We start from the raw sequence: 20260 nt of genomic DNA, 5'->3' as shown, positions 1-20260 counted from the left end.
CCCCCCCCCCCCCCCCCCGGCCCCCCCCCCCCCCCCCCCCCCCCCCCCCCCCCCCCCCCCCCGACCCCACCCGCGCAGCCGCCGCCCGCGCACCCGCCGCCCGCGGCGGCTACCGGGTGCGGCTGGCCGCCCCGGGCGGCGGGTTCGCGGTGCACGGCGGCCTGCGGCTGGAGGCAGAGGACCTGCGGACGGTGTCCGGAGGGGTGGACACCGTCCTGGTCGTCGGCGGCTTCGGCTTCACCACCGCCGCCCGCGACGCCGAGCTGCTGCACCACGTGCGGCGCCTGGCGTCGCGGGCCCGGCGGGTCGCCGGCGTCTGCACGGGCGCGTTCGTGCTCGCCGCGGCCGGGCTGCTCGACGGCCGCCGCGCCACCACGCACTGGGCCTACTGCGACCGGCTCGCCGCCGAGCACCCGGCGGTCGAGGTGGTGCCCGACGCGATCCACGTGCGCGACGGCGCCACCGCCACCTCCGCCGGCGTCACCGCGGGCATCGACCTCGCGCTGGCCCTGGTGGAGCACGACCACGACGCGGCGCTGGCCCGCCTGGTGGCCCGCTGGATGGTGGTGTTCCTCCAGCGCCCCGGCGGCCAGTCCCAGTTCAGCGTGCGCGCCCGCGTGCCACCGGTGCGCGAGCCGGGCCTGCGCGCCCTGCTCGACGCGGTCGCCGACGACCCGGCGGCCCGCTGGACGGTCGAGGAGATGGCCCGCCGCGCCGCCATGAGCCCCCGCCACTTCGCCCGGGTGTTCCCGCGCCGGGTCGGCGTCCCGCCCGCCCGGTACGTGGAGCGGGCCAGGGTCGAGGCGGCGGCGGGCGTGCTGGAGTCCGGTGACGAGGGGCTGGACGTGGTGGCCAGGCGCTGCGGCTTCGGCTCGGCCGAGACCCTGCGCCGGGCGTTCCTGCGGGTGCTCGGCGTGACGCCGGGCGGCTACCGCCAGAGGTTCCGCACCACCGGTGCGGCGTGAGGAGGGGAGAAGGATGGACATCGCTTTCGCGCTCTACCCGGGCATGACCGCGCTCGACCTGGTCGGACCCTACGACGTGCTGGCCAACCAGCCGGAGGTGACCGCGCACTTCGTCGCGGCCTCGCCCGACCCGGTGCGGTGCGACGCGGGGCTGGTCCTCGTGCCGACCGCCACGTTCGACGAGCTGACCACCGCCGACGTGCTCGTGGTGCCCGGCAGCGGCCGGTGGGCCGAGGCCCTGGAGGACGGCGCGGTCACCGCCTGGCTGCGCCGCGCCCACCCCACCGCGACCTGGACCACCTCGGTGTGCACGGGCTCAACGCTGCTGGCGCGGGCCGGAATCCTGACCGGCCGCCCCGCCACCACGCACTGGGCGGTCCGCGACGAGCTGGCCGCCCTCGGCGCGCTGGTCCGCACCGACCGGGTCGTCGTCGACGGGTCCGTGATCACCGCCGCCGGGGTGTCCGCCGGCATCGACATGGCGCTCACCCTCGTCGGCCTGGTCTGGGGCGACCGCCGGGCCGAGTTCACCCAGCTCGTCCTGGAGTACGACCCCCGCCCGCCCTACCGGGCCGGGTCGCCGGAGACCGCGCCCGCCGAGGTCGTCGCGTTCGCCCGCGACGTGCTGCGGCCGCGCTGACCGGGGCACCGCGACCAGCACGGCGGGCTGCCCGCCGTGCGGTCGCAGGACCCGGGCCCGCACCCCGGCCAGCGCCAGCACCGAACCGGCCGCGAACAGCTCGCCGTCCACGTCCAGCACCCCCGCCAGCACCACGACCAGCGCCCCGCGCCACTCGGCGGGGTCGAGGGGGCGCGCGTCCGCGACGGTGACGGCGCGGACGTCGAACCCCCCGGACGTCACAGCGTCGCCGGCAGGCCGAACAGGGCGAACCGGTCCGCCGGGAAGGTGATCACCTCGGCGATCGCGTCGCCCTCGACCCGCAGCACGTCCAGCGCCAGCGCCTCGAAGCACGCGCCGCCCGGCCGGCGCGCGTAGTTCGCCACGGCGGGCTGCCGGTTGGCCCGCGTCTCCAGCACCCGCCACTCGCCGATCGCCTCCGGGCCCACCATGAACGGCGCCCAGAACCCCATCAGCACGTCCCGGCCGCGGTGCCACTCGGGCTGCGGCGGCATCGTCCACGTGGCGTCCTCGCGCAGCGCGGCCGCCAGCCGCGGCATGTCGCCGCTCTCGGTGGCCTCCACGAACTCGCGCACCACGGCCCGCTCCCGCGCGTTCGGCTCGCCCGACCAGTCCGCGCGGCGCTCCGGCAGGTGCCGGCGCAGCGTCACCCGCGCCCGGTGCAGCGCGCTGTTCACCGCCGGCACCGTGTCCCCCAGCAGCGCCGCGGTGTCCGCCGCCGGCCACCCCAGCACGTCCCGCAGCACCAGCACCGCCCGCTGCCTGCCCGGCAGGTGCTGCACCGCGGCCAGGAACGCCAGCTCGATCGTCTCCCGCGCGACCACCTCGGCGTCCGGCCCGGCGCCGGGCTCGGCGCGGTCGAGCAGCTCGTCCGGGAACGGCTGGAGCCACGGCACCTCCGCGGCGGGCATCCCCCCGGTCGCGGCGGGCGCGGGACGGCGGCCGATCACGTCCAGGCACGCGTTGGTCGCGATCCGGTAGAGCCAGGCGCGGAACGACGAGCGCCCCTCGAACGTGTCGCGGGCGCGCCACGCCTTGAGCAGCGTCTCCTGCACCAGGTCCTCGGCCTCGTCGAACGAGCCGAGCATCCGGTAGCAGTGCACCCGCAGCTCGTGCCGGTACCGCTCGGCCTCGCCGGTGAAGTCGACCACCGTCTTCGGAACCTCGCCCATGTCCACCCTCCGGGCTCGCGCGATGACGTGCCGGTCGCACGCCGCACCCCGTGTGACGGCGCGGCGCCGGAGAACTGTTCGGTCGTCCTCCCCGGACCCGCGTCACCCCCGCAGCGGCTGACACCCCGCCCGGCCCGCCGCTGGGGTCGAGGCCGGTCTGCACCGGTCCGGGGGACGGTCGCGGGAACCACGGGCAGATTACGTTCGCCGTCGTCGTCGTCGCCTGCGCCGCGCTGCACCTGCACTGCTCCCGCCTGGTCGAGCGCGCCGGCCGCGACCACGGCCACCCGCCGCACGTCGACCTGTGCGGCATCTGGCTCCTGGCCGGCCCTGGTCCTGCCGCCGGTCTTGGTCCTGCCGCCGGTCCTGGTCGTCGCCCACGTCGTGCTGATCCACCTGCACCGGTGGTGGTTCGTCGGCCGCTGGGACGCTTCCCGCCCGCCGCACCGGTCCGTGTTCACCGCCTCGGTGATGGTGCCGGCCTCCTACCGGGGCCGGGGCACCAGTTTCGGTGATCGCCGTGCGCGGACGCTGGAAGGAAGGCTCGCCGGTCGTGCTCGGCTGCGTGCGTGCCGTGGACAAGTGGCGCGACGACCCGATGTGCAGCGTGGGACTGTAGTCCGAATGTCCGACTTGTGATCTTGCTGTGGTTAAGCAACGCTAGTCGGAGGATCGCTGCTATACTATTTTTCCCCTATTGTCAATAGGTCAATGGCGGGTTGCTACAGAGTTTAACCGGTGCAGTTGTGGCGACTCTACAAAGCAGGGTGCCAGGTTTCGTATGTGGCGGTACCCCGGCGAAGCCTCCAGGTCGTGTCTAGTGGAGTGGTCTTAAGTGATTCTCGATGATCTTGAGACAAGGGAGGCCGGTCCCCCTTGCGCGGAGACCGGCCTCCGCCATCCCTAGTCCCTTGGTGGAGAACGTGAATGGCGTGTACATGGTAGAGGACGGCGGGGCCGTCAGGGTGCAAGTAAGGCAAGCCTTGCTTATATTGCTGGGCGTAGGTGTGGCTTCCGGAGCGGCCATCACCTTCTTGATCATGGTTTTGTGTTGGGACAGCACTGTTCCTCAAGCTGTGCAGACATGGCTGGCAGGCTCTACCTCCACGTCCATGCTCATAGCTGTGTCTGCTCTCGCGCTTGCCGGGGGTGTTGCGCTGCGACCACTTGGACGATGGAGTCGTCGGCGGCTCGATCGGCTTGTCGATCTGGCTGAGCGCTTCGTCTTGGCGTGGGGTGGAATGACTACACCAGCGCACAAATCCAGGGGTGTTGCCGGTAAGTAGATAACAGGTCGATCCAATGCCTTCCGTGGAGCCTGGTCGCAACGGGGCGGTTCTGTCCGACGTGCAGGAGCCTCGCGCCCGGCCGGTCGTGAGCCGGAAGTAGTCCTGATGGCACCGGCCCGCCCCTGCTCGAGGGTGGACCGGTGCCACCGGTCACTTGACGGCGACATCATGTGACGGACGTGCGCTGTGTGCCTCTCTCGCCCAGCGCTGGCCAACCGGGTAAACCCGGTTCGCCGATTCGCATCGTTGCGGCACCATGTACTCCATCTGTCGCAATCGCGATACGACACGAGGAGAGTGCTTCCGTGACCGACCTACGAGTGATCGACGCCCTGCACATGGCGTACGCCGACCTGCGCGCCGCATGGCGAAGCACTCTTCAAGATCGACGTCGCGGTGAGGATGCTCCGGGCTTTGAATGGGTGATCGGCCCCGAGGGGTCCCCCATCACGGACAAGGAATTGCTCCTCCAAGGCGCTGAGCTCATGGCGGTGGACGCGAGCAAGAGCGTGCTGCACCACCTGCGCTGCCTCGCGAAGGTGTACCGGGCGGACGGTGTACCGGGTGACGAACTCGCCCCGGATGAGTGGCCGGGCACCGGTGCGTACTCCGCTGCGCGCGCCGTGTTGGAGGGCGCGGCCATGGTGGTGTGGCTGATGGCTCCTGACATCGACCTGGACGAGCGGGTCCTCCGCGCCGGCCTGATCGGCCTGTGGTCCGCCAAGGAGGACCGCCGTCCCCCCTCCACCGATCCGAACGTGTGGACGTTGGAGGACTGGAAGAAAGCGGTGCGGAGCTGCGGCCTGGAGGTCAAGGAGGCCGGGTACAAGCTCGGCGTGAAGGTGGACGGCAAGGTGAGGACCTTCGGTCAGGCCGGCGTGATCCGAGAGACGCTTGGTCAGCCCGGGGGTGCTCTGTACGCCGAGTGGAGCGGAGTCGCGCACCACGCCGCGTGGGCTGTGGGGAACTGGTCGGCTTACGAGATCGCCGAGGACGGCGGTGGCGTTCACAGCCGCACGAAGCTGGGACAGAAGCGGCACACCCTCATGGCAGCCGATGTGGCGGATGCGCTCGCGCGAGCTGGTGAAGCCATGGCGGGGTACTGGGCTCGTGACTGCGACGAACTTTCCACCGCTTGCTCGCAGACGGCGGCGTTCATGCGGGAGTGCGCGTCCCAGCTTCCCGACGACTAACAGGCCGTCACGCGAATGATGCGCCAGCCCGCCCCGCCTACCCTTGAGGTGGCCGAGGAGGTGCGCGTGGACGTCAACGACAACCACATCGGCCGACGCCTGCGGGAGGTCCGCTCGTGGCGTCGGCTGTCGCTGACCGTCGTTGCCGGGCTCGCCGGGATCACCCCGGCCTACCTTTCGATGATTGATAGGACGGTTCAGGCGTCAGCATGACGCCCCGTCGCGTCGCTGCTGACGCCCCGTGCCGGTCAGCGGGGCGTCGTCCTGACGCCCGTGCCTGTGCCTGTGGACAACCCGGCCGACAGCACCGGGTCGTAGACCTGGGGGCGCAGGTCGGCGCGCTCGATCCGGGCGTCGCGGTAGCGGGTGTTGCCCTCGCGGATCAGGCCCAGCTCCTTCGACGATCGCAGCGCCCGCTGGACGGTGCGCCACGACAGGCGGGTGTAGCGCATCGGCTGGCCGACCGACGGGAACGCCTCCGACCCGTCGGGGCCAGCGTGATTGGCCAGCGCGACCAGGTGCGCGCCGCGACCGGCCGCGCGCCGCTGACGCCCGCGGCCCGGGTCGAGGGGTCCGGGGTGGACGGACCCGGGGCGTGAACGAGCCGGGACGTGAGGCCCGCCACCTCCTGTTCCGGGGCGTGCCAGTCCGGAGTATGACCGGTCCGGGGCGTGACCGGTCCGGAGTGTGATCGACCCGGTGCGTGACCGGTCCGGGCGGGTGCGGCGCGCCCACCGCCGCCAACCGCCGGTTTTCCCACGATCGGGCCCGTCCGTGGCGTAGTTTCTGCCCGCCACCTCCTGTTCCGGTGGACCTCGCCGTTCGCTTCGCAAGGGTCGTGAGCCAGTGGACCTCGGTGCCCCGCACGGAATCCGGTTCCGCTTCGAGGCGGGACTGCTGCGCGCCGTCCTGCTCGACGTGCACCGCAAACCCCCGGTGGACGCGACCGAGCAGCTGTCCGGCCTGCACGGCGGCACCCGGGACCTGCTGGTCGACGAGACCCGCGACGGGCACGTGCGCGCGGTGCTGCGGCAGCGCTTCGACCTGCCCGCGCCCGCCCGCTGGAGCCTCGCCGTCGACGCGCCCGGCACCCGGACCGACGACGGGGTGGCGTTCGAGCTGCCCGGCTCCGTGCGGCTGCTGGTGTCCGGCTCCGAGCCGTGCGCGCTGGAGGACGACGGCGTCTGCGTGTGGCTGCCCGAGGGCGAGTCGGAGCTGACCGTCGCGGTCACCAGCGACCCGGTGTTCGACGTGGGCGACACCGCCGTGGTGTGCCGCCCTGACCAGGCCGTCGAGGCGGCCGTGGTGCTCTCGTGCCTGCCGGGACCCGGGCTCGCGCCGGTCGTCGTGCTCCGGCCGGGGGAGGGCGGCGCCGCGCGCCGGGACGAGCTGGTGGCGGACCTGCTGGCCGGGACGGGCGTGCGCCGCGCGGTCCTGCTGACCGACCCGCACCACCCCGGCGGGCTCCCGTTCGACCTGCCCGAGCACGTCCACCTGCCGCACACCGACCCCACCGACCCCACCGCCCCCACCGCCCCGGCCGACCTCACCGCCCGGGCGTGGGCGCTGCTGCGCGGCGGCGAACCCGGGCGAGTGCTGGACGTCGCCCCCGACGCCGACCCCGTCGCCGCCCTGTTCACCGCCCTGCGCGCCGGGGCGGCGCTGCGCGTGGTCGACGGCGCGCCACCCGTGCCGTTCGCCGCGCACAACCCGGCCGACGGCGACGAGGCCGTGCTGGTCGAGCGCACCGGCGACGCCGACGACCTGGTCGCCGCCCTCTACGCCCACCACCGCGGCGCCCGCCTCGTGGTCACCCCGCGCCCCGACCTGACCGAGGTGACCCGGGTCGTCGCCGAGGAGCAGGACCGCGTCACCGCCGCGGCCGGCGCCATCGGCGACGCGGTCAAGGGCATCGGGTTCGTCGAGGCGCTGTGGCGCTACCTGTCCACCGGCGGGCACGACCCGTACGCGGCGGTCGAGGCCGTGGTGACCGCGCAGGTGCCCGCCGAGGCGGTCGCCGAGGTCGGCGACCGCAGGCTCACCGCGTTCACCACCGGCCTGCCCTACCCGTTCGTGCGCACCGGCGAGGCCAACTGGGCGCGCAAGCCGATCGGGCACGTGGTGGCCGACCCGGCGCTGGTCGTGCTCACCGAGCTGCACCGGGCGGGCGTGGCGCGCGAACCCGGCGCGTTCAGCCTGGTCTTCGACCCCGGCGTGTTCCGGGACCTGCCCGGGACCACCGCCCCGCTCGGCCACCACACCCACTCGATCGTGCTGTCCGGGGCCGACGCGTCGATCGCCGCGCTGCGCGAGCTGACCGCCCGCCTGCCCGTCGAGCTGATCTTCTTCAACACCCACGACGCCGGCCACGGCATCGTGCTCGGCGGCGAGGAGCTGCCCGGCCACGACCTGCCGCTGACCCTGCCGCACCGGCCGGTGGTGTTCAACAACTCGTGCCGCTCCTGGACCGACCTGGGCCGCGAGTTCACCCGGGCCGGCGCCCGCGGCTACATCGGCACCCTGTGGGCCATCCCGCCCAACCTCGCCGCCGGGTTCGCCCGCACCGTCGTGCGGCGGCTCACCGCCGAGGAGGCGCCCGCCGCGCACGCCGTGGTCAACACCGGCACCCCCGGCGGCATCGAGCGGTCCTACCTGTACGCGGGGACCGTCAACGGCAGGCTCGACGAGTGGCGCGACCGGTCCACCACCGACGCCGAGGCCGCGCTGACCGCCTGCGAGCTCCTCGCGGACGCCGCGCGCGAGCACACCGAGGGCCCGGCGGCCCGCGTGCTGCGCCGGGAGCTGGCCGCGCTGCGCACCGCCGTCGAGTCCGGCGGCGCCACCGACACCCCCGCCTACGCCGACCTGCTGCTGGCCGAACTGGCGCTGGAGGAGGACGACGCGCGGGCCGACGAGCTGGTGGGCAAGGTCGACGCGGTGCTGTCCGGCCTGGCCGAGGGCGCCGACGAGCGCCGCGCCGGCCGGTACGTGCTGACCGGGGCGCGGGCCGAGCGGCGCGGGGAGCGCGCCGCCGCCCTCGCCGACTTCGAACGCGGGGTGGACCTCGGCGACGCGTGCCGCGACCGGGCGGACGTGCTGGTGCGGATGGCGGTGCTGCTGATGCGGGAGGACCGGGTGGACGAGGCCAGGGAGGTGGCGCTCACCGCGGCGGAGGAGCACCGGGCGCGGGGCTCGCGCGCCGGTCTGCTGGAATCGCTCACCGTGCTCAACGACATCGGCGACGACGACCCCGAGACCGCCCTGCGGCTCGCCGTCGAGGGCCACGACCTGGCCGGGGAGCTCGGCGACCGGGCCCGGCAGGCGGCGTTCACGCTCGACGAGTGCCCCCGCCGGCGCGCCGCCGGCGACCTGGACGCCGCCGTCGAAGCCGGGCAGCGGGCCGTCGGGCTGTTCCGCGCCGAGGACGACGGCCCCGGCGAGCTGACCGCGCTGCGCCTGCTCGGCGCGTGCCACCGCGAGCGCGGCGACCTCGCCGGCGCGCGGCACCGCGCCGAGACCGGCCTGGCCCGCGCCGAGCAGCTGGGCTCGGCCCCCGACGTCGCCTTCTTCCACGACGACCTCGGCGGGGTGCTCACCGCCCAGGGCGAGCACGCCGAGGCGCTGGGCCACTACCGGCACGCGGTGGAGAAGCTCGTCGCCGGCGGCGCGTGGGAGCGCGGCGCGGAGCTGCTGCCGCACCTGGCCGTGGGCGCGGTGCGGGCCGGCGACCCGGAGGCGCTGTGGACCGCGGCCCTGTGCGGCGGCCTCATCTGCGAGGTCGCGCCGCGCCCGGTGTGGGCGTCGCTGGTGCCGCTGGTGGTCGACTCGATGAAACGCGCCATCGAGACCGGGCCCCGGGAGCTGACCCAGCGCGGCATGACCGACTTCGCCAGCGCCGTCACCGCGGGCCGGCGCGAGGACATGCCCACCCAGGTGGGCCTGCTCGCCGACGTGGTGGTGGTGCTGCTGGCGTGGCTGATGGACCGGGTCGACCGGGGCGTCCTCGGGCTCGCCCGCGAACTGGACCGCACCAGCGGCGGCGTGCTCGACCTGGTCGCCTACCTGTCGGTGCCCTACCCGCAGCGGCTGCGCGCCCGGCCTACCAGTGGCGGCCCGCGCTGAGGTCGTCCAGCTCCGGGCTCGACAGGTGCGGCACCCGGTAGCGGATCGCGCCGTCCTCCTCCGGCGGCGGCCCGCTCCACAGGCTGAAGCTCACCAGCTCCCAGCGCGCCGGGTCGACGGCCACCGCGGTGCTGTGCAGCGCGGGGTGGCCCTCGACCCGCCCCAGGTCCTCGACGGCCGCCCCGACCGCCTCGGCCGCGTCCGCGTCGGCGGGCAGGGCCCGGGTGCGCTTGGTGGCGCCGGTGGGGGTGGCGGCCGGGCCGCGCGCGAAGGCCAGGCCGACCCAGTGCCGCACCACCGGGCGGCCGAAGTCCGCGCTCAGACCCCGGAAACCCGGCCCCCACAGGAAGCTGTTCATGCCCTCGGTGGTGCGCCACAGGTAGAACGGCGAGTACTGGTTCACCGGCGAGCCGTCGACGCCGCGTTCCCGCACGCAGTACGCCTTGAGCCCCAGACCGGGGAACCCGTCCATCGCCGACCCGCGCGTGGCCACGCGCGTCCGGATGACGCCCATGTCGTAGTCGGCGGGCAGGGTGATCTCGTAGTGCATGGCGTGCAAGGTCAGAACCCCCGGTAGTCGGCCGCGGTGCGCGGGTACAGCTCGCGGTAGGCGGTGAGGCGGCCCCACGGCGTGGTCACCGACTCCGCGCCGAGCAGCCCGTGCACGAGCGCGCGGGCGAACACCACCCTCGCCGCGGCCGCCACGGCCCGCGGGTCGGCGTCGTGGGTGCCGGTGGCGGCGGCGAAGACCGTGTCGCCGTCGGTGAGGCCGTGGGCCGGTCGCACGGCCAGCGCCAGCCCGTCCTGGGCGGCGGAGGCCAGCGGGTACGGCGCGGTCCGGGCGTTGGTCGCGACCACGCCGATGACCGTGTTGAACGGCCGCCCGCCCGGCGTCCGGGCCAGGACCGCGGCGCCGGCGGCGGCCAGGTCGTCGCCGCCCGGCCCCGGGAACTCGCCCGGCCCGCCCAGGCGCGCGGCGAACGGCAGCCCGGTCGTCACGTCCACCGACGGGCCCACCGCGTTGAGCGCGACGACCGCGCCCACCACGACCCCGCCGGGCAGCTCGGCGCTCGCGGTGCCCACCCCGCCCTTCAGCGCGGCGTTGAGGGCCCCCGTGCCCGCGCCCACGTTGCCCCGCGCGAACCCGCGCCCCGCGTTCCGCACCGCCTCGGCGCCCTCCGCCGGCCCCGGGCGGGCCTCGAAGTCGCCACCGCGCCCCAGGTCGAACAGCGCCGCGGCCGGCACGACACCGCCCAGCTCGCGCTCCGCCCCGTCGGCGGCCGACAGGCCGTAGGCGCTGCCGCCGGTCAGCACGATCCCGGGCACCTCGCGGCCACCGTGCCGGGGGTCGAGCGCGGCCGTGTCCCGGGTCGCCGGACCGCCGCCGCGCACGTCCACCGAGGCGCGCGTGCCGGGCGGGAACAGCACCGCCGTCACCCCGGTCAGCGCGCCGCCGCCCACCCGCGTCGCGTGCCCGACCAGCACGCCGGGGACGTCGGTGATCGCGTTGCGCACGACCTCGATGCTACGTGCCGGGGTGCTGCGTGCCGGGGTGTTGCCTGCCGGGGTGCTGCGTGCCGGGGTGCTGCGTGCCGGGGTGTTGCCTGCCGGGGTGCTGCGTGCCGGGATGTTGCGTGCCGGGATGTTGCGTGCCGGGGTGCTGCGTGCCGGCCGACCTGCGGGCGGCGAGCACCCGCGCCCCGATCTCCCGCACCACCTCCACCAGCAGGTCCACGTCCCCCTCGGTGGTCCGCCAGTTCACGATCGCCGGCCGCAGCGCGACCACGCCCCGGTACACCGTGGTGCCCGCGTACACGCGGCCGTCGGCCACCAGCTCCTCGCCCAACCGGCGGTTGAGCCCGTCCAGCTCGTCCTCGGGCACGCCCGGCGGGCGGAAGCGGAAGCACACGACGAACACCGCGACCGGCGCCAGCAGCTCCAGGTCCGGCGACTCCCCGACGCGGCGGCCCACCCGCAGCGCCAGGTCGTGGTGCCGCTCCACCATCGCCCGGTGCCCCTCGCGGCCGTAGGCGCGCAGCGTCGCCCAGATCGGCAGCGCCCTGGCGCGGCGCGACGACTCCGGACCCAGGTTGTTGTAGTTGACGAACTCCTCGTCCGGGTCCGGCAGGTACGGGGCGTTCCAGCCGCCGAACGCGCGCCCCAACACCTCCGGGTCCCGCACGAACGCGACACCGCTCTCGTAGGGCACGTTGAGCCACTTGTGGCCGTCGGCGGCCAGCGAGTCGGCGCGGTCGATCCCGCGCACCAGGTGCGCCGTGCGCGGCGACAGGGCGGCGAACAGGCCGAACGCGCCGTCGACGTGCAGCCACGCCCCGTGCCGCGCGGCCAGGTCGGCCATCTCGTCGATCGGGTCGTGGTCGCCGCCGTTGACCTCGCCCGCGTTGCCGATCAGCACCGCCGGCCCCTCGTCGGCCAGCAGCCGGTCCAGCGCGGCGGTGTCCAGGCGGCCCGCGTCGTCCCGCGTCGGGGTGCGCACCGCGTCCCGGCCCAGGCCCAGGACCTGGAGGGCCTTGCGGCTGCTCGCGTGCACGTAGCCGCTGGAGAACACCGGCATCCGGGGCAGGCCCACCAGGCCGTCCGCGGTCACGTCCACGCCGTGCCGCCGCGCCCACCACCACCGCGCGCACGCCAACCCGGTGAGGTTCGCGAACGTCGCGCTGGGCGTGAGCACCCCGCCGTACCCCGGCGGCAGGCCGAGCAGCTCCTTGAGCCACCGCAGCACCACCGACTCCGCCCGCGCCGCCAGCGGCGAGGCCAACCACAGGCCCCCGGCCTGGTCCAGCAGCGACGTCACCCAGTCCGCGGCCTGCGCCGCCGGCGTCGCGCCACCCACGACGAAGTGGAAGAACCGCGGCCCGGACGAGTGCGTGGCGGCTCCCGTGCCGATGCGCAGCAGCTCCGCCACCGCGGCCGGCGCGCCCTCGCCGGACTCCGGCAGCGGCCCGTCGAGGTCGTCGAGCAGGTGGGCGCGCGAGGCGTCGCGCACCGGCAGGTCGGGCAGCGCGTCCAGGTACGGGCCCGCGGCGGCGGCCACCAGACCCAGCGCCTCGGCGGCGTTCCCCCGGTCGTTCAGCGGATCACCCACCCGTGGCAGGGTAGACGCCGATGACGCGGCGTGGGCGGTTCCGGGGGCGGTCGGTCGACCGGGCGGTGGAGGCGTTCCTCGGCATCCGGTACGCCGAGCCGCCGTTCGGGCCGCGGCGCTTCGCCGAACCCGTGCCCGTGGACGTGCCCGCGTCCGGCCCGCCGGTCGACTGCCTGGGGTTCGGCCCGATCGCCCCGCAGGCCGCGCTGCTGCCCGGCACGCCCCTGTGGCGGCCGGGCCAGGAGGACGTGCTCACGCTCAACGTCTGGGCGCCGCCGACCTCCCCGTCCCCCCGACCGGTGCTGTTCTTCCTGCACGGCGGGGCTTACACGTTCGGGTCGTCCGCGCAGCCCGACTTCGACGGCGCCGCACTGGCCCGCGCCGGACTGGTCGTGGTGACCTGCAACTACCGGGTCGGGTTCGAGGGCTTCGGGCACGTGCCCGGCCGGCCGGACAACCGGGGGCTGCTCGACCAGCGGGCGGCGCTGCGGTGGGTGCGCGACCACATCGGCGCGTTCGGCGGCGACCCCGACGACATCACCGTGGCCGGGCACTCCGCCGGCGCGACCTCGGCGCTGTTCCTCGCCGCCGCCGAACCCGTGCGGCGGGTGATCGCCCACAGCCCGCCCCACCGGGTCTACGGCCAGGGGTTCGCGCGCGGCGTCGCCCGCTGGGTCGACACCACCACGCCGGAGTCCACCGTGCTGTCCGCCGCCCGGCTCGCCGCGGCCCAGCGCACCGGACCCCTGTCCCACGACCCGGTGCTGTTCGGCCCCGTCGCCGACCGGCTGCCCACCGTGCCGCCGCACGTCGACCTGCTGCTGGCCCACACCGACGTCGAGTACCGGCTGTTCGCGGAGCTGGGCGGCTTCCGCGTCGCGCGCACCGACGCCGGGCTGACGCGGTTCGGGCGCGACTGGGGCATCCCCGACCACGTGGTGGACGCCTACCGCGGGCTGCCCGACGCCCACACCCTGCTGGCGGGCGACTTCCTGTTCGTCGAGCCGGTCAACCGGTTGTTCGAGACCCACCCGCGCGCCCGCCTGGCCCGCTTCACCCGACCACCGGCCTGGCACAACGCGGACCTGCCGTTCTGCTTCGGCAACCTGGGCGGGGCCGACTTCCTCATCGGCGGGCCGGCGGGTCCGGACGAGCACGCCCTGTCCCGGCGCGTGCTCGCCTCGTGGGTGTCCTTCTGCGCCACCGGCGACCCCGGTTGGCGCGGCGTCCACCACTGGGGCCCGCCGACCGAGCCGCGCCGGGCCCCGTGGCGGGGGGTCGCCCTGGACCCGGTGTTCCCGCACCCCCCGGTTCCGCCGACGTGACGTGGTTCCGGCTTTCCCCGGGGTATTTCGCGGGTCTCCGGACTTGACCCGAAAAACACGCCCCGGGGACTAGGGTCGACCTCGGCGAGAGGGCGCACGACCGGCCGTCGAACACAATCGGGTGAACCTTCGCCGAAAATGTACGAAAACAGCGTCCCCGCCACTCGGTAGAACATGAAGGAACCCCGAACCACCCGCCCGGCGAACGTCACCGACGACCGCCGGAGCAGACGGACAGGACCGACAGGACCGACCGCCGGCGCCGCTGGTCAACGCGGCGCGCCGGCCTCGCTGGCCGGCCCTGCTCGTCAACGCTGCGCCCGTCCCGCTGGCCGGCCTCGCTGGCCGGCCCCGCTCGTCAACGCTGCTCGTCACGCTCCCGGCGAACGGTCACCTTGCGCCCCTTGATCGTGGCCCCCCGCAGCGACGCGATGACCTGCTGCGCCGACGCCTCCGGCACCTCGACCAGCGAGAACCGGTCGGCGATCTCGATGGCCCCGATGTCGCGACCGTTGAGCCGCGCCTCACCCGCGATCGCCCCCACCAGGTCCTGCGGCCGGATGCCCGCACTGCGTCCCGCGCCCACGAACAGCCGCGTCATCCCCGCCGAAGGCCGCCGCGGCTTGCGCTCCCGCCGCTCACCACCGACCTCCCGCCCGCGCCGCTCACCGGACCGCGGCACGTACTCGGGGATCTCCTCCTCGTCCGCCGCCGCGCCACTGGCCTCGTGCGCCAGCTTGACCGCCGCCAGCGCCACCTCCATCACGTCGAACTCGTCGGCCAGCGTCTCCACCACGACCCGGAACCCCTCCAGGTCGTCCTCCAGCAGGCTCTCGTGCAGGGCGGCCCGGGTCAGCTCCAGGCGCCGCGTCCGCAGGTCGGCGATGGTGGGGACCTTCTCGACCTGGATCCGCTGCTTGGTGACCCGCTCGATGGTCTTGAGCATCCCGTGCTCGCGCGGCTCCGCGAGGGTGATCGCCACGCCCTCGCGCCCCGCCCGCCCGATCCGGCCGATGCGGTGCACGTACGACTCCGGCGCGGACGGCACGTTGTAGTTGACCACGTGGGTCAGCTGCTCCACGTCCAGGCCGCGGGCCGCCACGTCGGTGGCCACCAGCAGGTCCGCGGTGCCGTTGCGCAGGCGCGCCATGACGCGGTCGCGCTGTTCCTGGCTGATGCCGCCGTGCAGGGATTCCGCGCGGTAGCCGCGGCCGTTGAGGGTCTCGGTGAGCTGGTCGACCTCGTCGCGCGTGCGGCAGAACACGATCGCGGCGGTCGGCGCCTCCACGTCGAGCACCCGGCCCAGCGCGGCCGGCTTGTGGGCACGCGGCACGATGTAGGCGCTCTGCCGCACCCGCGGGGTCTCGCCGGGTTCGGTCTGCTCGCGGCCGATGGTGATGCGCACCGGGTCCTTGAGGTGCCGCCGGGCCAGCCGGTCGATGTGCGACGGCATCGTCGCGGAGAACAGCACGGTCTGCCGGTCGACCGGGGCCTCGGCCAGGATCGCGTCCAGGTCCTCGGCGAAACCCATGTCGAGCATCTCGTCGGCCTCGTCCAGCACGACGACCTTCAGCTGCTCCAGCTTCAACGTGCCGCGGTTGAGGTGGTCCACCGCCCGGCCCGGCGTCGCGACCACGACATCGACGCCCTGCTCCAGCACCCGCAGCTGTCGCCCGATCGGCTGACCGCCGTAGATCGGCAGCACCCGCGCGCCCAACTCGCGCCCGTACCGGTGGATGGCCTCGGAGACCTGCACCGCCAGCTCGCGCGTGGGCACCAGGACGAGGGCGAACGGGGCCTGCTCGGTCCGGCCGCCGCCACCCATGCGCTCCAGCACGGGCAGCGCGAACGCGGCCGTCTTGCCGGTGCCGGTCGCTGCCTGGCCGAGCAGGTCGAGGCCCTCGGTGAGCGGCCCGATGGCCTCGCGCTGGATGGGGGTGGGCTCCTCGTAACCGAGGCCGGTCAGGGCGCGGAGCAGTTCGGGGCGCAACCCGAGGTCGGCGAAGCTGGTCCGGTCGTCGGGCTCGTCGTTCATGAGGTCAAGTTTCGCTGATCGCCCTGGAAGCGCGCGGCGAGGGGTCCGCCGCGCGTGGGTGGGCGGGGGTCCTGAACGTAGAACTCGGGGGTCCTGAACGTTCGACACGCCCGGTCTGAACGTACGACACGGTGGGTCTGAACGTACGACTCGCGGGGGGTGAACGGTGGGGTGGGAGGCTGGTTAAGCGGTTAAGGTCAGGTGTGGTGACGGTGCGCTGGGGAGTGTTGGGGGCTACTTCGCACATCGCCGGGCGGGTGCTGCCGGCGGTGGGGCGGGTGCCGGGCAACGTGGTGGCGGCGGTGGCCGGTCGGCCGGGTCGACTGGCGGCGGCGGGTGAGGTGGCGCGCCGGTTCGGGGCGCGGGTCCACGACGGGTACGAGGCGTTGCTCCTCGATCCGGAGGTGGACGCCGTGTACGTCGCCCTGCCCAACTCGGAGCACGTGCCGTGGGTGTTGCGGGCGTTGGACGCCGGCAAGCACGTGCTGGTCGAGAAGCCGATGGCGTTGTCCGAAGAGGACTGCCTGCGGGTCGTGCGGGCCGCCGGTGAGCTGGTGGTGATGGAGGCTTACATGTACCGCTTCCACCCCCAGCAGAGGCGGGTGGCGGAGCTGTTGGCGGAGGGTCGCGCGATCGGGGGGCTGAGGGTGGTGCGGGCGGCGTTCGCGTACCCGACCCCGGTGGAGGGCAACATCCGGTTCGACCCCGCGCTCGGCGGCGGCGCCACGTGGGACGTCGGCTGCTACGCGTTCGACGTGCCGTTGTGGGCGTTCGGGGAGGAGCCCCGACGGGTCTGGGCGCGGTTCCACGAGAGTGGCGGGAGTGGCGGGAGTGGGGGGAGCGGGGGGAGTGCGGGGAAAGGCGGGGTCGACCTGGGCGCGGTGGCGGTGCTCGACTTCGGTGGCGGTCGTTCGGCGGTGCTCGACTACAGCCTGGAGTACGGGCCGCGCGCCCACTACGAGCTCCAGGGCACGCGCGGGTCGATCTCGGTGCGCAACGCCTGGACCACCCCCCACGAGGACGGCCTGATCACCGTCGTGGCGCTCGACGGGGTGCGGGAGGAGGTCGTGCCCGCCGCGGACGCGTACGAACTCCAAATCGCGGCCTTCGCCGACGCGATCGGGTGGCGGAGGGGAAGTAGGAGGGGATGGGAAGGGGAGAAGAGGGAGGGGGAGAAGGGGGAGGGGGAGGGAGAGGGGGAGCTGCTGGTGTCGCTCGGGCACTCGGTTCGGGTTGCGCGGGTGGGGGAGGCGCTGGTCAGGGCCAACGCCGTGGGTGACTGGGTGGAGCTGTCGCGGTGAGGTGACGTGGTGAAGGGGGGCACGAGGGGGGTGCGCCGGGGAGGGGCACCCCCCTTCGGGCTAGTTCACGCAGTTGTCGCCGGTGGGGGGTGGGGGCGGCGGGGTGTTCGGGTCCGGGTCGGACAGGTGGCCCGTGGCGAACGCGCGCACGGCCGCCGGGTCCGCCGAGAGGGCCGTGCCCTGCCCGGTGTCGATCGGGTCGCCCAGGGGGATGACCGCGCTCCTGGTCGGGCCGGCCGGGCGGAGGAGGGCGGCCACCTCCAGCGGGTCCCAGCCGGGGTCGGTGCGCACGGTGCGCCGCACGACGGCCGCCAGGTCGGCGAGCGCGGCGGGGTCGTCGGCGAGGGTGGCGACCCGGGACAGGGCGCCGGTCAGGAACGCCTGGTGCCGCAGCACGCGGTCCAGGTCGCCGTGGGGCAGCAGGTGCCGCTGGCGCAGGAACGCCAGGGCGGGCTCGCCGCGCAGCGTGGTCCGACCGGCGGGCAGGTCGGCGCCGGAGAACGGGTCCGACACCGGGGCCCGCAGGCACACCTCGACCCCGCCCAGGGCGTCGGCCAGCTCGCCGAAGGCGCTCATCGGCACGGTCGCGTGGTGGTCGACGGGCACGCCGGTCAGCTGGGCGACCGTCCGCGCCACCGCCTCCGCGCCCGCCTGGTCGGCGTCCCGCCCCGCGGCCCCCGCCGCCTCGTGCGCCCGCGAGTAGGCGGAGTTCAACCTGCCCGGACCGACGCCCGGGATGTCGACCCACGTGTCCCTGGGCAGCGACAGGGCGCTGACCGCCCCGCCGGGGCTGATCCGCGCCACGACCACGGCGTCCGGCCGGGGGCCGTCGTCGAGGCCCATCAGGAGCACGGTCTGCCCGACGGGCGCGGGCCCGCCGCCGGCGGGTGGGGCGCTCCGGTCGACGACCAGCGGGACCGCCACCGCGACGACCGCGGCGACGGCGGTCAGCGCGCCCACCGCGATCAGCGCGAACGGTCGCCGGCGCGCCCGCCCGGTCCGCAGGCCGGCGAGCACCTCGCGGTGGTCGACGGCCTGGTCGGCCTCGGCCGCGACGGCCTCGCGGATGAGGGCTTCCTGCTCGGTCATCGCAGCACCTCCGTCGGGGCGTTCCGGTCGACCCGCAGCTTCCCCAGCGCGCGGGAGATGTGGCTGCGCACGGTGCCCTCCGCGCAGCCCAGCACCGCGGCGATCTCCGCGTCGGTGCTGTCCTCGTAGTAGCGCAGCACGATCGCGGCCCGCTGCCTGCGCGGCAGCGTCGCGATCAGGGCGCGCATCGCGTCCCGCTCGGCGTGCCGCACGGCCGGGTCGTCCACGGTCGGGCCGACCGCGACGAGCGCCGCGTGCGAGGTGGACACCTCGCGGGCGGCGCGGCGGCGTCGCCACGACAGGTAGTCGTTGGTGACCATGCGCTTGAGGTAGAGGTAGGGCGCCTCCATCGCCCCGATCCGGTCCCACCGCCGCGACGCCCGCAGCAGCACCTCCTGGACGATGTCCTGCGCCAGGTGTTTGTCGCAGGTCAGCGCTGTGGCGTAGCGCAAGAGTCGGTCAAGGCGATCGGTGACGAACCGGTCGAAGTCGTCCCGCACGTCGCCCCCTTCTGCCGCTGGGTCGGTTGCGGTCGGGAAACCCCGTGGAGGACGCGCGACGTTGAACGGCGGTGCTGTGGTGTGCGCCACACCGGTTGTCGGTCGGCGCGCCGGGTGGCCGGCCGGCACGGACCACCAGCCCGGGAACGACCCCGAGCAGGAGTACGACGACGCGGGCCGCGCCTCGCTGGACGAGGGGGCCTCGGGTCCCCTGGACGGCATCGGCAACCCGGCCGGGCGCGGCCACACCGGTTCCGACCACCCCGAGGCGAGCCCGACCGGCGACACCGGCCTCTCGGACCGCTCGGTGGCCGACGACCCCGACCGGGGCTGAACCACCCGGGAGAACGGGCCGCCGCGCACCCCTCGGTGCGCGGCGGCCCGGTGTTGTCCGACCTGTCGGGGCAGGTCAGTCGTCATCCTCCACGGAACTGTCCGTGTGCTCGCTGTACGCGCCGTCCTCGGTGGCGTACTCCGCGCTCTCCCAGAAGTACGCGGAGTCGTGGAAGGAGGCGGCGCCGGTCTCCTCGCTGAAGGCGCCGTCCTCGCCGGCCCAACCCCACCCTTCGACGTAGTAGGCGTAGTCGTGCCCGGCGCCCGAGTGGACCGCCTCGAAGCCCGCGCCCTCCGGGCCCGCGACGTAGGTGCCGCTCTCGTACGACACGTCCGGGTCGGCCATCGCCAGGCCGGCCGCGCCCAGGAGCATCGGGATCGACAGCGCACCGGCCGAGATGAGGCGAGTCATGTTGCGCATGGAAAACCTCCTAGATGTTGTGATCACCATGCGTTCCGATCGTTACCCCTGTTCGGGGCACATATCGCTGGTGTCGCACATCGGGTGGCACATGTTTGAACCCCGCCGGACATCGTGAACTGCTGTTATCACATCGCGTGTGCGAAATGCCCTCCCTGTGAGTGAACACGCCGGGGATTCGCACTTTCGTGGCGGGACCACTTTTTCGGGTCGCCCGCACGGGTAACGCGGTGCATGGCGGTCACGGGGGACCGGGCGATCGGTGGCGACTGCCGGTGCGGTGGCGGTGGCCGGCGGAGGATGGGCTGTCGGTCGAGACCCCGGGCCGCGAGCACCGCGAGGTCGTCGCGGCGCCCTCGCCGCGCCGAGGGCGCTGATCGATAGCTGTTATCGCTAACAAGTGTTAACGCCGTGGTGGTGGCTGCCTGACAAGGTTGTCATAGGGCTTCGACAGTGCGCTGAAAATTCGGTGTTGAGTTGGGCGATGCCTCGCTGTTAGCGTTAACACAGTCCGCCGGTTACCTCAGCCCTTCCGTGCAGCGTCGCAGGGAGTGAAGCCATGAGAACCAATCCCGTCCTGGCCGGTCCGTCCGTGACGGGCGCGCCATGACCGGCCACCCCGCGAGCGACGGCGGCGGCACCCCGGCGCCGGGCACCCCGCACCCGCGCACCCCGAACTCCGGCACCTCGGTCCGGCTCGACCCCGCGCTCGCCCCCTCCTCCGGCGAGCCCTCGGCCTGACCGAGCGCCCTCCCGGTGGCCGGCGGTC

Annotated in this window: 18 protein-coding genes; 9 read left to right on the top strand and 9 right to left on the bottom strand. The window is 74.6% G+C overall.

Features of this window, described 5'->3' with window-relative positions:
* The first annotated feature begins 116 nt into the window (after window positions 1–116).
* Together ACFP3R_RS17460 and ACFP3R_RS17455 are read left to right on the top strand one after the other, a co-directional pair.
* Window positions 117–965 (top strand): GlxA family transcriptional regulator, encoded by an 849-nt coding sequence (locus ACFP3R_RS17460; protein WP_380637273.1) that lies wholly within the window; start codon window positions 117–119, stop codon window positions 963–965.
* A 13-nt stretch (window positions 966–978) separates the two neighbouring features.
* Window positions 979–1605, top strand: a complete 627-nt coding sequence (locus tag ACFP3R_RS17455) for a DJ-1/PfpI family protein (RefSeq protein WP_380637272.1) — start codon at window positions 979–981, stop codon at window positions 1603–1605.
* A gap of 218 nt (window positions 1606–1823) precedes the next feature.
* On the opposite strand, the gene ACFP3R_RS17450 is transcribed toward ACFP3R_RS17455, so the two are convergent.
* A complete protein-coding gene (locus ACFP3R_RS17450; protein WP_380637271.1) occupies window positions 1824–2777 on the bottom strand; it encodes an RNA polymerase subunit sigma-70 in 954 nt (317 codons plus the stop codon).
* Between the two features lie 1594 nt (window positions 2778–4371).
* On the opposite strand from ACFP3R_RS17450, the gene ACFP3R_RS17445 reads away from it, so the two are divergent.
* Both ACFP3R_RS17445 and ACFP3R_RS17440 read left to right on the top strand, forming a co-directional pair.
* On the top strand, window positions 4372–5259 hold the full coding sequence (locus ACFP3R_RS17445; protein WP_380637270.1) for a hypothetical protein: 888 nt from the start codon (window positions 4372–4374) through the stop codon (window positions 5257–5259).
* Between the two features lie 48 nt (window positions 5260–5307).
* Window positions 5308–5472: a helix-turn-helix domain-containing protein gene (locus ACFP3R_RS17440; protein WP_380637269.1), complete on the top strand. Its 165-nt coding sequence runs from the start codon at window positions 5308–5310 to the stop codon at window positions 5470–5472.
* A 35-nt stretch (window positions 5473–5507) separates the two neighbouring features.
* Here ACFP3R_RS17440 and ACFP3R_RS17435 read toward each other — a convergent pair whose 3' ends face one another.
* Entirely contained in the window at window positions 5508–5711 is a 204-nt protein-coding gene (locus ACFP3R_RS17435) for a hypothetical protein (protein WP_380637268.1), read from the bottom strand.
* Between the two features lie 394 nt (window positions 5712–6105).
* Here ACFP3R_RS17435 and ACFP3R_RS17430 point away from each other — a divergent pair, with 394 nt between their 5' ends.
* Window positions 6106–9381, top strand: a complete 3276-nt coding sequence (locus ACFP3R_RS17430; RefSeq protein ID WP_380637267.1) for a CHAT domain-containing protein — start codon at window positions 6106–6108, stop codon at window positions 9379–9381.
* On the opposite strand, the gene ACFP3R_RS17425 is transcribed toward ACFP3R_RS17430, so the two are convergent.
* The 3 genes from ACFP3R_RS17425 to ACFP3R_RS17415 are packed head-to-tail and all read right to left on the bottom strand — an operon-like array spanning window position 9359 to window position 12487.
* Window positions 9359–9931: a DUF4865 family protein gene (locus tag ACFP3R_RS17425; protein ID WP_380637266.1), complete on the bottom strand. Its 573-nt coding sequence runs from the start codon at window positions 9929–9931 to the stop codon at window positions 9359–9361. The genes ACFP3R_RS17430 and ACFP3R_RS17425 overlap by 23 nt on opposite strands.
* Window positions 9932–9942: 11 nt before the next feature.
* Window positions 9943–10896 carry a P1 family peptidase gene (locus tag ACFP3R_RS17420; RefSeq protein WP_380637265.1) on the bottom strand — a complete coding sequence of 318 codons (954 nt, stop codon included), beginning with the start codon at window positions 10894–10896 and terminating at the stop codon, window positions 9943–9945.
* Between the two features lie 10 nt (window positions 10897–10906).
* Window positions 10907–12487, bottom strand: a complete 1581-nt coding sequence (locus tag ACFP3R_RS17415) for a pyridoxal phosphate-dependent decarboxylase family protein (RefSeq protein WP_380637264.1) — start codon at window positions 12485–12487, stop codon at window positions 10907–10909.
* Window positions 12488–12507: 20 nt separating this feature from the next.
* Between ACFP3R_RS17415 and ACFP3R_RS17410 the strand changes: the two genes are divergently transcribed.
* Window positions 12508–13812, top strand: coding sequence for a carboxylesterase family protein (locus ACFP3R_RS17410; protein ID WP_380637263.1), 1305 nt, complete (start codon window positions 12508–12510; stop codon window positions 13810–13812).
* 358 nt (window positions 13813–14170) lie between these two features.
* On the opposite strand, the gene ACFP3R_RS17405 is transcribed toward ACFP3R_RS17410, so the two are convergent.
* Window positions 14171–15847: a DEAD/DEAH box helicase gene (locus tag ACFP3R_RS17405; RefSeq protein WP_380637262.1), complete on the bottom strand. Its 1677-nt coding sequence runs from the start codon at window positions 15845–15847 to the stop codon at window positions 14171–14173.
* Between the two features lie 212 nt (window positions 15848–16059).
* Between ACFP3R_RS17405 and ACFP3R_RS17400 the strand changes: the two genes are divergently transcribed.
* A complete protein-coding gene (locus ACFP3R_RS17400) occupies window positions 16060–17148 on the top strand; it encodes a Gfo/Idh/MocA family protein (protein ID WP_380637261.1) in 1089 nt (362 codons plus the stop codon).
* Window positions 17149–17208: 60 nt separating this feature from the next.
* Here ACFP3R_RS17400 and ACFP3R_RS17395 read toward each other — a convergent pair whose 3' ends face one another.
* Both ACFP3R_RS17395 and ACFP3R_RS17390 read right to left on the bottom strand, forming a co-directional pair.
* Window positions 17209–18237: an LCP family protein gene (locus ACFP3R_RS17395; RefSeq protein WP_380637260.1), complete on the bottom strand. Its 1029-nt coding sequence runs from the start codon at window positions 18235–18237 to the stop codon at window positions 17209–17211.
* Window positions 18234–18737, bottom strand: coding sequence for a SigE family RNA polymerase sigma factor (locus ACFP3R_RS17390; protein WP_380637259.1), 504 nt, complete (start codon window positions 18735–18737; stop codon window positions 18234–18236). The genes ACFP3R_RS17395 and ACFP3R_RS17390 overlap by 4 nt, the downstream gene beginning before the upstream one ends.
* A 61-nt stretch (window positions 18738–18798) precedes the next feature.
* Here ACFP3R_RS17390 and ACFP3R_RS17385 point away from each other — a divergent pair, with 61 nt between their 5' ends.
* On the top strand, window positions 18799–19071 hold the full coding sequence (locus tag ACFP3R_RS17385; protein ID WP_380637258.1) for a hypothetical protein: 273 nt from the start codon (window positions 18799–18801) through the stop codon (window positions 19069–19071).
* Between the two features lie 75 nt (window positions 19072–19146).
* Here the strand turns inward: ACFP3R_RS17385 and ACFP3R_RS17380 are convergent, their stop codons facing one another.
* Complete coding sequence (locus ACFP3R_RS17380) at window positions 19147–19491, bottom strand: hypothetical protein (RefSeq protein ID WP_380637257.1); 345 nt, start codon at window positions 19489–19491, stop codon at window positions 19147–19149.
* A 606-nt stretch (window positions 19492–20097) separates the two neighbouring features.
* Here ACFP3R_RS17380 and ACFP3R_RS17375 point away from each other — a divergent pair.
* Entirely contained in the window at window positions 20098–20232 is a 135-nt protein-coding gene (locus ACFP3R_RS17375) for a hypothetical protein (RefSeq protein ID WP_380637256.1), read from the top strand.
* The last annotated feature ends 28 nt before the right edge of the window (window positions 20233–20260 follow it).

Source organism: Saccharothrix lopnurensis (genome assembly GCF_042658445.1).
Lineage (GTDB): Bacteria > Actinomycetota > Actinomycetes > Mycobacteriales > Pseudonocardiaceae > Actinosynnema > Actinosynnema lopnurensis.
This window is presented reverse-complemented; position numbering and strand designations above follow the sequence as displayed.

Excerpts from the sequence above, each read along its gene's own strand:
- ACFP3R_RS17455 (WP_380637272.1), top strand. The coding sequence starts at position 979 with ATGGACATCGCTTTCGCGCTCTACCCGGGCATGACCGCGCTCGACCTG.
- ACFP3R_RS17450 (WP_380637271.1), bottom strand. The coding sequence starts at position 2,777 with ATGGGCGAGGTTCCGAAGACGGTGGTCGACTTCACCGGCGAGGCCGAG.
- ACFP3R_RS17435 (WP_380637268.1), bottom strand. The coding sequence starts at position 5,711 with ATGCGCTACACCCGCCTGTCGTGGCGCACCGTCCAGCGGGCGCTGCGA.
- ACFP3R_RS17425 (WP_380637266.1), bottom strand. The coding sequence starts at position 9,931 with ATGCACTACGAGATCACCCTGCCCGCCGACTACGACATGGGCGTCATC.
- ACFP3R_RS17410 (WP_380637263.1), top strand. The coding sequence starts at position 12,508 with ATGACGCGGCGTGGGCGGTTCCGGGGGCGGTCGGTCGACCGGGCGGTG.
- ACFP3R_RS17405 (WP_380637262.1), bottom strand. The coding sequence starts at position 15,847 with ATGAACGACGAGCCCGACGACCGGACCAGCTTCGCCGACCTCGGGTTG.
- ACFP3R_RS17395 (WP_380637260.1), bottom strand. The coding sequence starts at position 18,237 with ATGACCGAGCAGGAAGCCCTCATCCGCGAGGCCGTCGCGGCCGAGGCC.
- ACFP3R_RS17380 (WP_380637257.1), bottom strand. The coding sequence starts at position 19,491 with ATGCGCAACATGACTCGCCTCATCTCGGCCGGTGCGCTGTCGATCCCG.
- ACFP3R_RS17375 (WP_380637256.1), top strand. The coding sequence starts at position 20,098 with ATGACCGGCCACCCCGCGAGCGACGGCGGCGGCACCCCGGCGCCGGGC.